The 13,374-nt window shown below is 67.0% G+C and carries 16 protein-coding genes; 4 read left to right on the forward strand and 12 right to left on the reverse strand.

Annotated features, from left to right (window positions below; all coding sequences use genetic code 11):
- Positions 1-10 precede the first annotated feature (10 nt).
- The 3 genes from trxA (at position 11) to ACZ5IQ_RS29495 (ending at position 2,240) form a co-directional block, all read left to right on the forward strand.
- Positions 11-343 (forward strand): thioredoxin, encoded by a 333-nt coding sequence (gene trxA, locus ACZ5IQ_RS29485; protein ID WP_020099879.1) that lies wholly within the window; start codon positions 11-13, stop codon positions 341-343.
- A 157-nt stretch (positions 344-500) separates the two neighbouring features.
- Positions 501-1,694, forward strand: a complete 1,194-nt coding sequence (locus ACZ5IQ_RS29490) for an N-acetylmuramoyl-L-alanine amidase (protein WP_212807799.1) — start codon at positions 501-503, stop codon at positions 1,692-1,694.
- 72 nt (positions 1,695-1,766) lie between these two features.
- Positions 1,767-2,240, forward strand: coding sequence for a shikimate kinase (locus ACZ5IQ_RS29495; RefSeq protein ID WP_212807800.1), 474 nt, complete (start codon positions 1,767-1,769; stop codon positions 2,238-2,240).
- 285 nt (positions 2,241-2,525) lie between these two features.
- Here ACZ5IQ_RS29495 and ACZ5IQ_RS29500 read toward each other — a convergent pair whose 3' ends face one another.
- Together ACZ5IQ_RS29500 and ACZ5IQ_RS29505 are read right to left on the reverse strand one after the other, a co-directional pair.
- On the reverse strand, positions 2,526-3,635 hold the full coding sequence (locus tag ACZ5IQ_RS29500; protein ID WP_212807801.1) for an MFS transporter: 1,110 nt from the start codon (positions 3,633-3,635) through the stop codon (positions 2,526-2,528).
- A gap of 20 nt (positions 3,636-3,655) precedes the next feature.
- A complete protein-coding gene (locus ACZ5IQ_RS29505) occupies positions 3,656-4,438 on the reverse strand; it encodes an alpha/beta fold hydrolase (protein WP_212807802.1) in 783 nt (260 codons plus the stop codon).
- 54 nt (positions 4,439-4,492) lie between these two features.
- On the opposite strand from ACZ5IQ_RS29505, the gene ACZ5IQ_RS29510 reads away from it, so the two are divergent.
- On the forward strand, positions 4,493-4,831 hold the full coding sequence (locus ACZ5IQ_RS29510; protein ID WP_212807803.1) for a MerR family transcriptional regulator: 339 nt from the start codon (positions 4,493-4,495) through the stop codon (positions 4,829-4,831).
- A gap of 787 nt (positions 4,832-5,618) precedes the next feature.
- Here ACZ5IQ_RS29510 and pip read toward each other — a convergent pair.
- The 10 genes from pip to rpmH form a co-directional block, all read right to left on the reverse strand.
- On the reverse strand, positions 5,619-6,578 hold the full coding sequence (pip, locus tag ACZ5IQ_RS29515) for a prolyl aminopeptidase (RefSeq protein ID WP_464480622.1): 960 nt from the start codon (positions 6,576-6,578) through the stop codon (positions 5,619-5,621).
- Positions 6,579-6,604: 26 nt separating this feature from the next.
- Positions 6,605-7,363 (reverse strand): acetyltransferase, encoded by a 759-nt coding sequence (locus tag ACZ5IQ_RS29520; RefSeq protein ID WP_406774425.1) that lies wholly within the window; start codon positions 7,361-7,363, stop codon positions 6,605-6,607.
- Between the two features lie 232 nt (positions 7,364-7,595).
- The gene (locus ACZ5IQ_RS29525) at positions 7,596-8,621 is read right to left on the reverse strand and encodes a ParB/RepB/Spo0J family partition protein (RefSeq protein WP_212807806.1); all 1,026 of its coding nucleotides are present in this window, start codon (positions 8,619-8,621) and stop codon (positions 7,596-7,598) included.
- A gap of 2 nt (positions 8,622-8,623) precedes the next feature.
- Positions 8,624-9,493, reverse strand: a complete 870-nt coding sequence (locus ACZ5IQ_RS29530) for a ParA family protein (protein WP_020099888.1) — start codon at positions 9,491-9,493, stop codon at positions 8,624-8,626.
- A 149-nt stretch (positions 9,494-9,642) separates the two neighbouring features.
- Positions 9,643-10,326: a 16S rRNA (guanine(527)-N(7))-methyltransferase RsmG gene (rsmG, locus tag ACZ5IQ_RS29535; protein ID WP_318985843.1), complete on the reverse strand. Its 684-nt coding sequence runs from the start codon at positions 10,324-10,326 to the stop codon at positions 9,643-9,645.
- A gap of 66 nt (positions 10,327-10,392) precedes the next feature.
- Positions 10,393-10,935 (reverse strand): Jag family protein, encoded by a 543-nt coding sequence (locus tag ACZ5IQ_RS29540; protein WP_020099890.1) that lies wholly within the window; start codon positions 10,933-10,935, stop codon positions 10,393-10,395.
- A gap of 58 nt (positions 10,936-10,993) precedes the next feature.
- Positions 10,994-12,004 (reverse strand): membrane protein insertase YidC, encoded by a 1,011-nt coding sequence (gene yidC, locus ACZ5IQ_RS29545; RefSeq protein WP_244872898.1) that lies wholly within the window; start codon positions 12,002-12,004, stop codon positions 10,994-10,996.
- A 43-nt stretch (positions 12,005-12,047) separates the two neighbouring features.
- Entirely contained in the window at positions 12,048-12,323 is a 276-nt protein-coding gene (yidD, locus tag ACZ5IQ_RS29550; protein WP_020099892.1) for a membrane protein insertion efficiency factor YidD, read from the reverse strand.
- The gene (gene rnpA / locus ACZ5IQ_RS29555) at positions 12,320-12,697 is read right to left on the reverse strand and encodes a ribonuclease P protein component (RefSeq protein WP_212807809.1); all 378 of its coding nucleotides are present in this window, start codon (positions 12,695-12,697) and stop codon (positions 12,320-12,322) included. The genes yidD and rnpA overlap by 4 nt, the downstream gene beginning before the upstream one ends.
- Before the next feature lie 22 nt (positions 12,698-12,719).
- Positions 12,720-12,863: a 50S ribosomal protein L34 gene (gene rpmH, locus ACZ5IQ_RS29560; protein ID WP_073695092.1), complete on the reverse strand. Its 144-nt coding sequence runs from the start codon at positions 12,861-12,863 to the stop codon at positions 12,720-12,722.
- Between the last annotated feature and the right edge of the window lie 511 nt (positions 12,864-13,374).

Genomic DNA, 13,374 nt, shown 5'->3' on the forward strand with positions numbered 1-13,374 from the left:
GGAGCAGTACATGAGCGAGGGCAGCGCAACGCTGACCGTCACCGACGGTTCGTTCGACAGCGACGTCATCAAGAGCGGCACCCCGGTGCTGGTCGACTTCTGGGCGACCTGGTGCGGACCGTGCAAGATGATCGCCCCGGTGCTCGAGGAACTGGCCGGCGAGAAGGCCGGGGAGCTGACGATCGCCAAGCTCGACGTCGACGCCAACCCCGAGACCGCCCGCAGCTTCAACGTCGTCTCGATCCCGACCCTGATCCTGTTCAAGGACGGCGAGCCGGTTAAGCGCATCGTCGGTGCCAAGGGCAAGGCCGCGCTGCTGCGCGAAATCGCCGACGAACTCTGATCGCATCAGCGGCCGCGCACCCGCCGGTTTCGGCGGGGCGCACCGCTGCTGCCTGTGAAGTTGCGGAATCCTGAGGAGCGTCTGCGACAATGGGTCCAGGCGTCCCGCCAGTGCGCAGCTGTCCGCCCGCCTGGCGTCCGTGATTGAAAGGCCAGGAATGTCGATACTGCGTCGCGGTGACCGGGGAGGTTCGGTCACCGAGATTCGGGCCGCACTGGCCGCCCTGGGGCTGCTGGACAGTCCCGACGCGGATCTCACCACCGGCAAGCACGTCGCGCTCGACCTCTTCGACGAGGAACTCGACCAGGCCGTGCGTGCCTTCCAGCAGCAGCGTGGCCTGCTCGTCGACGGCATGGTCGGCGAAGCGACGTACCGCGCGCTGAAAGAGGCCTCGTACCGCCTGGGGGCGCGCACGCTCTCGCACCAGTTCGGTGCCCCGATGTACGGCGACGACGTCGCCACCCTGCAGGCCCGGCTGCAGGATCTCGGCTTCTACACCGGACTCGTCGATGGTCATTTCGGCTTGCAGACCCACAACGGCCTGATGTCGTACCAGCGCGAGTACGGCATGTTCCCCGACGGCATCTGCGGTCCGGAGACATTGCGCTCGCTGTACTTCCTGGGTTCGCGGGTCACCGGCGGTTCGCCGCACGCCATCCGCGAAGAGGAACTCGTCCGGCGCAGTGGCCCCCGTCTGACCGGAAAGCGGATCATCATCGATCCGGGCCGCGGCGGCGACGACCGCGGGCTCATCATGACCAGCCCGTCCGGCCCGGTCAGTGAAGCCGACGTCCTGTGGGACCTCGCCAGCCGGCTGGAAGGCCGCATGACGGCCATCGGCATGGACACGTTCCTGTCGCGCCCCGTCAGCGGCAGCCCGGCCGACGCCGAGCGGGCCGCAACGGCCAACGCGGTCGGTGCCGATCTGATGATCAGCCTGCGGTGCGCCAGCCTGCCCAGCCCGGCAGCCAACGGCGTCGCCTCGTTCTACTTCGGCAACTCGCACGGTTCGGTGTCCACCATCGGCCGCAACCTCGCCGACTTCATTCAGCGGGAAGTCGTGGCGCGCAGCGGTTTACGTGACTGCCGGACCCACGGCCGTACCTGGGACCTGCTGCGGCTCACCCGGATGCCCACGGTGCAGGTCGACATCGGCTACGTGAGCAACCCGCACGACCGGGAGCTGCTCACCTCCCCCGGCCACCGCGACTCCATCGCCGAAGGCATCCTGGCCGCCGTGAAGCGGCTGTACCTGCTGGGTAAGAACGACCGTCCCACAGGCACTTTCACGTTCGCCGAGCTGCTGGCTCACGAGATGTCGGTCGAGCAGGCCGGCCAGGCCGGCGCCTAGCCCTGCTGCCCTCAGGGTTTTCATCATGCGCGCCACCGCATTTCGGTGCGCGGGCTGGTTGAATCGGTCGGTATGAGTGGCCACGCCACGGTTCTCGTGACCGGCATGTCCGGAGTCGGCAAGTCGACGACGCTGGCCGGCCTCGCCGAACGGGGTTACGCCACAGTCGATACCGACGACGGGGAGTGGATCGACGTCGTCCACGGCGAGCCGCTCTGGCGCGAACCGCTCATCGACGAGCTGCTGAAGCAACCGCGCGACGGGCCCTTGTTCGTGCAGGGCACCGTGGCCAACCAGTGGCGCTTCTACCGCCGGTTCGATGCGGTCGTACTCCTCACCGCCCCAACCGATATCGTGTTGGATCGGCTGCGACGCCGGACCAACAATCCGTTCGGCAAGAGTGCCGACGAGCGCGCCCGGATCCTGGCCGACATCGCAGAGATCGAACCGCTGCTGCGGCAGTCGGCCACCCACGAGATCGACACGACCCGCCCGCTGCCGGAGGTGGTCGACGCTCTGGTCGCCATCGCCGCGAAGGCGGTCTAGCGGGCTCCGCTCACTCGTGCCGGCCCGAACCCCGTCTCCCACAGCGTCGTCCTGCAGGGGCCGCCACTGAGGCCTCATGGCCCGCCTGGCGGACCGGGAAGCGCCGGACGCCCAGACGTCCCCGGATCGCCGGCCGCGCCCCCGATTTCGACCGCGAGGGCGGTTGCGACATGAGCGTCACGTGACGCTTGTTCCGGTTGGTCCTGGGTCATCGTGATTCAGGCCCCATCGGCGGGTGTTCCGGCTTGGAGTCCCCATGTCGCTGACCGGATTGGGTTCTCCCGATCACAACCACCGTCGGGCCAACAGCGCCACCGGTGACGCGCACCCGACACCGATGAGCGCGAGCACCGTCAGCGATGCTGCCGCACCTGAGGCCACGAGCTGCGACCCCGCCCAGGCGCCGGAGAAGATCCCGACTTGAAACGCCAGCACGTACAGATAGGACGCGAAGGCAGCGTTGGGGCAACGCTTGATGAGGATCGTCTGCATGGTCGGCGCCCAACACGCAAAGGCCGCTCCCCACAACAGAACTGCCGCGACGAACAACCCGCGCGAGCCAGTCAGGCTCAGCGTCGCGAACGCGATCAGCAGGCCCGTCAGGGCCGCGACGACGACGGCGTAGCGGTGTCGATCGAGCACCCGTCCGGCGACGACGACCGCCGCCAGCCCGGCGCCGCCATAGCCCAGGAGCAGAACCGGGAGCCCGGCGGCCGAGATCCCGATGTCGCCGGCCAACACCGTAATGAACGAATACGGCGCATAGGCGGCGGTCACCACCAGCAGCGTCAGTACGCAGACCGCCGCGACGGTGTGCGGCTCACCGGCTGGGCCGGCGGTCGGCGCCGTCACGGTACGACCGATATGCCGGGGAATCAGCACGGCAATGGCCGCCGCCAAGATCAGGGCAAGCACCGCCAGCACCAGCGACGCGGCTCTCCACCCGATGAGTAGAGAAAGCTGCGTCGTCAGCGGGGATCCCCCAGCCAACCCCAGTGCCGCCCCGACGAACACCAGCGCGGTCGCCTGCCCCGCACGGCCGGCGGGTGCGAGAGCACTGGCCAGCACCGGAGCCAGGGACCACACCGAACCATGCAAGATCGCGCCGACGACCCGGGCGAAGACTGCCCACCCGGGCGTCGGTGCGACGGCCAGCAGCAGTTGCGACAACGACAGTGAAGCCAAGGCGGCGGTCAGCATGACGCGATGCTCAACGCGACGAGTCGCCAGAGCCACCGGGATGATTGCCACTCCAGCAGCCACCGCGTACACGCCCACCAACAGCCCCGCCGCGGGCACTGTCGTGTGCAGTCCGTCGGCCATCTGCGGGACGACGCCGACCGGAAACATCTCCGCGGCGAGATAAACGAAGGCGGCGGCAGACAGCACGGCCACCCGCCAGTGCCACCTGTCCGTCACAGCTGGTGCGCCAGCAGAAACTTCCGAATATCGGAGATCCATATCCGCCCCTCGTCCGGTGTGAAGATGTGACCGGCGTCTGGATATTCCATCAGGACTGCGCCAGGTATGCCCGCTGCCAGAGCGCGCGTCGAGGACGGCTGCACGATGCGGTCCACGCCCGCCGCCACGACCAACGTCGGGATCGCGACTTCCGCGAGGCGGTCGCGGAGGTCGATCTCGGCGGCCAGGGCAGCCTGCTGCGGACTGCCGGCCGGGATGCTCGCGCGGACGTCGGCCACGATCTCGTCGAGATTGCGGGCCTCGTCGAACGCCGAAGGCGACGACACTGCTGTCAGGAACCGCGCCAGGACGTCGCGGTCGTGCGCGGCCAGATAGCGCCAGACATCGACCACCAACCGCAACTGTGGATCGGCGTGCGCGAAGCCCACCGTCAGGACCAAGGCGCTGACGGCCTCGGGATGACGGAGTGCCGCGGTGATGGCAACCGCCGATCCCAGAGATAGGCCGACGATGGGGAATCGCTCGAAGCCGGCCGCTCGCCCGGCGTCGACGATCGCGTCAGCCAGATCGTCGACGCGATATGAACTCGCCGTCATCGGACTGCCTCCCGAACCCGGGTAGTCCACACCGATCAGCGTTCGCTCGCCGGCCATCTCGCCCATCAGTTGGCCGAAATTCAGTGCGACACCGCCACCTGCTCCGTGCGCGAGAAGCAGCGCGGGACCGGAGCCGACGCGGGTGACCGTCAACGTGGAAAGTAGGGAATCGTTGGGCATGCGGCGAAGTTAAACCCTGACATCAGCGTCAAGGTCAACCCAAGAGGAGTTCGCGTGCGCATCGGTGAAGTAGCGGCGGCAACCGGCAGTTCGGTCAGGTCGCTGCGCTACTACGAGGCTCAGGGTCTGATCGCACCGCCACGCCGGTCCAACGGCTACCGCGACTACCCCGCCGACACCGTGGAAGATGTGCGCCGCATCCGGATGCTGATCGACACCGGCTTCGGCGTACGCACCATTCGACAACTACTGCCCTGCATCGACGGCAGCGCGGTCGATATGTGCCCGGCCATCGCTGCCGCCATCAGACAGACACTGGCCGAGATGGACGCCCGCATCGGCGACCTGAATCTCCGCCGCGCACGCATCGTCCAACTGCTGGACGGTCAGTAGCCGACTCGCTGGGGTGTGAAGGCGTCGGGTGCTGCATTCGGCTTCCCCTCCTCCCCTGCCCGCACTGGCGCGCCATGTCGATCCCAGGCCGGGCAGCGACCGCCAACGGCGCTCTTGGCAACACCGCTTCGCCGCGCACGCCAACGGCGCCCCCAATCCCGCACCGCGCAATTGCGGCGCTGAGGTCGCTCGCGCCGAGGACGTGCGCGCTGCCTACGCGTACCCGACCAGACGTGTGGTCGCGGATCAATCGCAGCCGGGTGTCGGTTAGGGAACGGCCTAGTGGTTCGGTCAGTCGGGCCGGCGCTCGGGAGCTACCCGGCGTCGCCGGCATGGACAGCCGAGGTGCGACCGGCGCACCCACCCACCGACCATCGCGACAGCCACGTGGACCGCTGGCCGTGTCTTGCCCGCGCCGCCGATTCCGATCAGAGACAAGCCGGCGCGGCGTCAGGGCGCCGCGCACTTCCGGCGTCTCGACTCGGTCGGGCGATGACGTTCGGCCGGCGGGACACAGGAGCCGCGCGGTGCTGCTCGATTGTTCTGGCTGATACAACCGCGCCGGGCAGCCGTAGCGCGCCGGTGTGGATTCCGGGCGACACCTACATGGCCGCCCACCGCACCGGCGCGATTCCAGCGCGCCACCGCGACCCACGTGTGATCGCGAGGACTCCGGTGCGTGTGCCAGAGGGCGCGGCCGACGGCTGCCTGTCTGGCTGTCGGCAACCGGTGTCGGAGCCCGCGGACTCTGGTCGGTTTGGCCGATGTTTCACGTGGAACGGCCGCGCTATCTTCGCGGTGGAGTGAACCGTTCGACAGCGTCTCCAATCGCCGCCGCCATCGCCGGGCTGCCCGTGTGGCCCGAGTCCTCGATGATCCGGAGCTCGGCGCCCGGCCATGCCTGGGCGAGTTCCCACGCCGTCCGGACGGGCGCGGAGAGGTCGAGACGACCGTGAATCAGCACGCCTGGGATGCCGGCCAATCGGTGCGCGTCCCGCAGCAGTTGGCCATCCTCCAGCCATGCCGCGTGGGCGAAGTAGTGCGTGCAGATCCGAACGAAGGCCAGTCGGCCGGCATCGATCTTCGCCGAGTACTGACCCGGCTTCCCCAACGCCTCATGGGCGATCGCGGCGTCTTCCCACGCACACCAATCCTGCGCCGCCCGCTCACGCACAGCGGCGTCCGGGTGCTCCATCAACCGGCGGTAGGCCTCGACGAGATTGCCGTCCCGGTCACTCTCGGGCACTCCGTCACGGAACCGCTGCCACTCAGCAGGACGGAAGAGCCGCAGTCCGCGGTACAGCCAGTCGACCTCCTGCTGCCGCGTCATCGTCACGCCGATCAGCACGATGCCGATCACCCGCTCCGGGTGCCGCTGCGCATAGGCGAGGATCAACGTGGATGCCCAGGAGCCGCCGTACAGCAGCCAACGATCGATGCCGAGATGACGGCGCAGCGCCTCCATATCGGCGAGCAGATGCGCGGTCGTATTGCACGACATGTCGGTCGACGGGTCCGCCGCGCTCGGCACGCTGTCACCGCATCCACGTTGATCGAACGCCACGATGCGGAAGCGCTCCGGGTCGAACTGTTTGTGTGCGTTGCGGGACCTGCCGGCGCCCGGGCCGCCGTGGACGATCAGAACCGGCTCCCCAACGGGATTGCCGCGGGTCTCCCAGTACATCCGGTTTCCGTCGCCGACGTCGAGCAGTCCGCAGTCGTCGGGCTTCGACGAGGCGTCAGGCACGCGTGTTCACCGTGGAACCCGCTCCCCTATCGACCGGTGTGCGGCGTCCACAGCGCGGGGCTGGTGACCGCCCCGACGGGCTGTTGCAAGGCGCTGCTCTCCAGCAGTCGCTCCAGCGCCGCCTCGACGTCCGCCTTCCAGCCGAGCCCCTGTTCGAGTTCCAGCCGCAGTCGCGGGAAGTAGGGGTGCGGCGCCACGATCTCGAAGCCGTTGTCTTGAAGGAAGTCCGCTTCGATCACGCACTGATCGACGGCGCACTCGCCGAACGCCTCGATCGTCGCCGCCAGCTCCTCCGGACAGGCCTGTGTCCCACCGAGACGGGCAACCTCGGTGGTCCGGCCGAACGCCTCCAACGCGCGTACACCACGACGAACCAGATCGGCGACGACGGCAGCGATCAGGTGGCGCGACAGTCCGTCGCCGTCGTCGGGGCAGTCGACTCCGATCGTCGTCAGCAGGACGGCGTCGGGGCTGACCGGCCCGGTGGGAAAGCGCCCGGCCCGCGGCACGGCGCGCGGCGGCGCATAGAACGCATAGCCCAGACAGGGCGCGTCATCGTTGGGGTCCTCGGCACGGTCCGGATCGCACGCGACCGCCAGCTGTCCGCACGATCCCCACTCGAGCATGACCATCGACAGCCATGCTTCCTTCTCGAACTCCGGGTCGCTGAGGTGGTCGCTGTCCCCGAGTGCTGACGGATCGACTTCCCAGAAGACACAACGCCGCGCATGCTTCGGCAGCCGCTCGAACGATTCGAGGCGCAGCGGCGTGATTCGTGAACTCACCAGACTCCCGTCGTCCACCCGATCGGATCAGGCTGCTCTACCAGGATAAGAGACGCCGTCGCCGTCGACTCGATTTGTTCAGTCGGGATCGACGTCGACCGGACGCTGAACTGTTCCACGTGAAACATCGCGCATCCCCTCCCCGTCCGACACTCCCCCGAACATCACTGTCACAGTGACGTAACGGGGCCTTGTCCCTGGTCGGGTTGTCGCAGACCCGAAATCGGGTCGGTTAGCCCTGTTCCGTCTTCATCAGTTCGACGATGCGCTGGAGGTCGTCAACCGAGCCGAACTCCACGACGATCTTGCCCTTGCGCTTGCCCAGGCTCACCGTGACCTTGGTGTCGAACGCGGTCGACAGCTGCTCGGCCACGTCCTGCAGACCGGGCATCTGGATCGGCTTGCGCTTGGGCGCCGGCGCCGGCTTGTCACCGTCGCGGTTGGCCAGCGTGACCGCTTCCTCGGTGGCACGCACGGACAGCCCCTCGGCCACGATGCGGGCCGCGAGCTCCTCCTGCTTCTCCGGTCCCCCTTCGAGCGCGAGCAGCGCCCGGGCGTGGCCGGCCGACAACACGCCCGCGGCAACGCGACGCTGCACCGCGATGGGCAGCTTCAGCAGCCGGATCATGTTCGTGATCACCGGACGCGACCGGCCGATGCGGGTCGCCAGTTCCTCGTGGGTGACGTCGAACTCCTCCAGCAGCTGCTGGTAGGCCGACGCCTCTTCGAGCGGGTTCAGCTGGACCCGGTGGATGTTCTCGAGCAGCGCGTCGCGCAGCATGTTGTCGTCAGCGGTCTCGCGGACGATCGCCGGGATCGCCGTCAGGCCGGCTTCTTGCGAAGCGCGCCACCGGCGCTCACCCATGATCAGCTGGTAGCGATGCGGTCCGGACGGCTGGCTCAGCTCGCGCACCACGATGGGCTGCATGAGGCCGAACTCGCGAATGGAGTGCACCAGTTCCGCGAGCGCGTCCGCATCGAAGACGCTGCGCGGCTGGCGCGGGTTCGGCTGGATGGCCGACGGCTCGATCTCGCGGTACACCGCGCCGATCGCCTCGGCTTCGGCCCTGGCCGCCGCGGCCGAATCTGCGGCTACCGCGCCATTGACCGGACCGGCCGGACCGCCACCGATCAACACGTCGGCAGCCGCGGACCCCATTCGCAGCGAGGTGTCCTGCTGCCCGTCCTCGGGTGCACCGGTCGGGATGAGTGCCGCCAGCCCCCGTCCGAGTCCGCTGCGCTTCTTCGGCTGCGACATCGTTACTTCCTCACTCCCGACTCGCCACGCTGGGCGAGTTCACGGCTGGCGTCCAGATAGCTCATTGCTCCACGTGATCCCGGGTCGTAATCCAGGATCGTCATGCCGTATCCCGGTGCCTCGGAAACCTTGACGCTGCGTGGGATGACGGTCCGCAAAACCTTATCGCCAAAGTGGTCTCGGACGTCCATCGCGACCTGGTCGGCGAGTTTGGTGCGGCCGTCGTACATCGTCAGGACGACGGTGGTGACATCCAACTGAGGGTTGAGGTGCGCCTTGACCATCTCGATGTTGCGCAGCAGCTGGCCCACGCCCTCCAGGGCGTAGTACTCGCACTGGATCGGGATCAGCACTTCGGGCGCCGCGACGAGCGCGTTGATGGTCAGCAGACCCAACGAGGGCGGGCAGTCGATGAAGACGTAGTCGAAGTTGTGGTCTTTGAGCGTCGCGAGGGCGTTCCGCAGCCGGGTTTCACGTGCCACCATGCTGACCAATTCGATCTCGGCGCCGGCCAGGTCAATGGTCGCCGGGACGCAGTACAGGCGCTCGTTGTGCGGGCTCCGCTGCAGCGCGCTCTCCAGGGTGATCTCCCCGATCAGCACCTCGTACGACGACGCGGTGCCCGGCCGGTGTTCGATGCCCAGCGCGGTGCTGGCGTTGCCCTGGGGGTCCAGATCGATGACCAGAACATTGAGTCCCTGCAAGGCGAGGGCCGCGGCCATGTTGACCGCCGTGGTGGTCTTACCGACCCCGCCCTTCTGGTTGGCGATGGTGAACACCCGCTGATGCGTCGGCCGCGGCAGCTGCTGTCCCTTGGCGCCGTGCAGGATCTGGACCGCGCGTTCGGCTTCCGCCCCGATCGGCGTATCCATCGTCACGCTTGGCCACGTTTCACGTGAAACATCAGACTCCCCGTCGCTACGCTCGCCCCTGGCATCGCTCACTGCCTTTCCTGATGTGGCGGCCGGGTCGGCCGCTGTCAAAACCTCGGCGGACTTGTCGCTCCCCCGGGCCGACGATGTCATCGCCGGTTCTTGGCCGGTCGGCCGGTTGCCGCGCGCTTGGCTCCGCGTTTCGCCACGACCACGGTTGCGGGCGGAGTCAAATAGTTCACGCCACATTTCACCACCCTTACGTCCACAGCACCGAGTGAGTTGAGTGCCCGACGGTGTTCGACGATCTCATCGGCCGCTCGCTCCCCCTTGAGAGCCAGCATCCGTCCGTCGACTTTGAGGAGCGGCAGGCTCCACTTCGCCAGTTTGTCGAGGGCGGCCACCGCTCGCGAGGTGACGACGTCGAGCTCTCCTGCCTCCGCCCGGACCGTGCGCTCCTCGGCGCGACCCCGAATCACGGTGACGTCGATGCCGAGCTCGGTGACTACCTCCCGGAGGAAGTCTGCGCGGCGCAGCAGCGGCTCGATCAGGACCACGTGAACATCGGGCCGCGCCAACGCCAATGGGATGCCCGGGAGCCCGGCTCCACTGCCGATATCGCCGATTCGTTCGCCGCTGGAGACCAACTCACCTATAGCGGCGCAATTCATCACGTGACGGTCCCACAACCGGCCCACTTCCGACGGGCCGATCAGTCCGCGCTCGATTCCGTCGCCGGCGAGGATCTCGGCATAGCGGTGCGCGAGCTCGGCCCGCTCACCGAAAACGTCGACGGCGGCGGCCGGTGGGGATGGGGCTTCACCATGTTTCACGTGAAACGGCCTCCACTTTCCCCGCCAGCTCGCCGCCGACGAACAACATCGATGTAATTAAGGTGCTCAATCGAGCAGCACAACCACCCGGCGCGACGGCTCGACGCCCTCGCTCTCGCTGTGGACGCCGTCCACGGCCGCCACGGCGTCGTGCACGATCTTGCGCTCGAACGGCGTCATCGGCGACAGCTCTTCGCGCTCACCCGACGCCAGGACCCGCTCGGCCACCTTCTTGCCCAGCGCGGCCAGTTCATCACGACGCTGCCGACGCCACCGGGCGATGTCCAGCATCAACCGGCTGCGTTCGCCGGTCTTCTGGTGCACGGCCAGCCGGGTCAGCTCCTGAAGCGCGTCCAGCACCTCGCCCTTGCGTCCCACGAGCTTGCTCAGATCGTTGCCACCGTCGATGCTGACGACCGCACGGTCGCCTTCGACGTCCAGATCGATGTCACCATCGAAGTCCAGCAGATCGAGGAGCTCCTCGAGGTAGTCACCGGCGATCTCGCCTTCAGCGACCAGTCGCTCCTCGAGATCGTCGTTCTTGCTTGCAGGAGCGGCCTCGGCCGTCGTCGGGGCCGGGGCCTCCGCCTGCGTTTCTGTGTCTGTCATATCCCTGCCTTCTCCCTCTTGCACCGGCCGTCGCTCAGGGTCTTTACCCTCTGACCGGTCAACGCTTCTTCTTGTTGGGCTTGGCGCCCGGCGCCGGCTTGGACCCGGCCGCACCGGATTCCGTGCCGTCGAGCTCTGTTCCGGTCTGTTCGACGTCGGTACCCGAGCTCGCCGGGGCAGCCGGCGGATTGCCCTTCTTGGACCGGTTCGGCTTCACACCGGGTGCCGGCGCATTGGCGGAACGGCGTGCGATCGCCTGTTCCTTCTCCTCCGCCTCACGCTTCTCGATCCGGTTGAACACCACGTGCTGCTGGCCGTAGGTCCAGATGTTGTTGGCCACCCAGTACATGAGAATGGCGATCGGCAAGAACGGGCCGGACACCACGACACCCAACGGGAACACGTACAGCGCCAGCTTGTTCATCAGCTGGGTCTGCGGGTTCTGCTGGGCTTCCAGGCTCTGCCGGGCCACCGACGCGCGGCTGTTCATGTGGGTCGCGATACCCGAGACGATCATCAGCGGAATGCCGACGAGGATCACCGACATCCGATCGAAGTGCGCGAACGCCTTGAGGCTCTCACCAGTCTGAATCATGGTGGCGCCCAACGGCGCACCGAACAGGTCCGTGTTCAGGAAGTGGCTGACGTCGGTGGCGCTGAAGAAGTAGTTGCCGATCGACCGGTTCTGCTCGATGGACAGCGCCTGGGCACCGATGCCCATCCCGGCGCCCTCCGTGCGGTTGAACGAACGCAGCACGTGGAACAGGCCCAGGAACACCGGAATCTGCGCCAGCATCGGCAGACAGCCCAGGAGCGGGTTGAAACCGTGTTCGCTCTGCAGCTTCTGCATCTCGAGTGCGAGCCGCTGGCGGTCCTTGCCGTACTTCTTCTGCAGTTCCTTGATCTGGGGCTGCAGTTCCTGCATCTGCCGGGTGGTCTCGATCTGGCGGACGAACGGCCGGTACAGAATGGCGCGCAGGGTGAACACCAGGAACATCACCGACAGGCCCCAGGCGAAGAAGTTCTCCGCACCCAGGATCGCGCCGAAAAGCTTGTACCAGAGCCACATGATCCCGGATACCGGGTAATAGATGTAGTCCAGACTGAACCAGTTAAAAGACAAGCGAATCGCTCCTTGACTGCGCGGCGGTTGCCGCGGACCGTCTTTCGGGAATGGGGTCCCATCCCCCGTGATGCCACGGGCCACACTTGGCCAGCCGGACTGTCGTCAGCCAACAACCACGGAACAATCCGTGTTCGGTGAGTGCCTCGACGGCGTACTGGCTACAGGTGGGGCTGAACCGGCAGCTGGGCAGACGCATCGGCGACACCATGTTGCGGTACAGCTCGATGAGAAAGATCAGCCCGCGGGCCAGCCGCTGACTCATGGCCGGGATCCGGACTTCGCGTGAGCGCGCCGCACTGCGACTCGCAGTTCGTCCTGCAGCGTGGCGGTGGCAGCTTCACGACTGCCGGGCAGGGCCCGGATCACCAGCAGCTCACCGGACTGCAGCTCGGCCAGCAGATCCCGGCTGGCATGACGGAGCTGACGGGACACCCGGTGTCGCTGGACGGCGTTGCCGACCGATTTACCTACGACGAGACCGACTTTCGGCGCCTGCTCGGTGTTTGACTCGGCATCGCCAAAATCTCGTGGTGCCAATGAGTGCACCACGAGATCCCGTTGCGCCGAGCGCACACCGCGGCTCACGGTGACTCGAAAGTCTGTCGAGCGCGTCATCCGGTTACGAGCCGGAAGCACGGTGCTTCGATCCTGCGTCAGGTCACGCAGTGAGAGAGCGACGGCCCTTGCCGCGACGTGCCGACACGATGGCGCGGCCGGCACGGGTCCGCATACGCAGACGGAAGCCGTGCACACGAGCCCGACGGCGGTTGTTCGGCTGGAAAGTCCGCTTGCCCTTGGCCACGGCTATATCTCCTCAACTATGTGACGCCCGCACTCGCCACCGACATGAACGAGTCATGCCGGTGGGCACGGTCGTCGCTGGTAAGCGCACGCATCTTGCTTGCTAGCCGGCGCGGTACCGATCGAAGTTCGTGGCAGAACTTCCCCGGTCGCAGCCGTATCACCACGTGTGGGCGACTGTTCGAGGGTACTGATCTGAATTCTCCGGGTCAAACCTCGCTGTCCCACGTCAGCAACCGTTACCGCTTCGTAGCGAGAAGCGAGGCGGATCGCACATGAGTTCGTCACAGTTGTCCCACTCGCAACGTGGCAAGCCGACACGCCCAAGAACCTCGAACCAATGTTGCCGAACGGTTGGCGGACGAACCGAAAACTTGTTAGCTTCTGCCAATGCCGTTGCACGACGGCGCCAGACAACAAGCCAGAGAGGTCCCGACGCTACGAGCCCACAGACGTTCCTGTGACGAGCCTCAGCGCGCGGGCTTCCTGCATGCAAAACACGAGCACGACGG

Source organism: Mycobacterium toneyamaense (assembly GCF_055384815.1).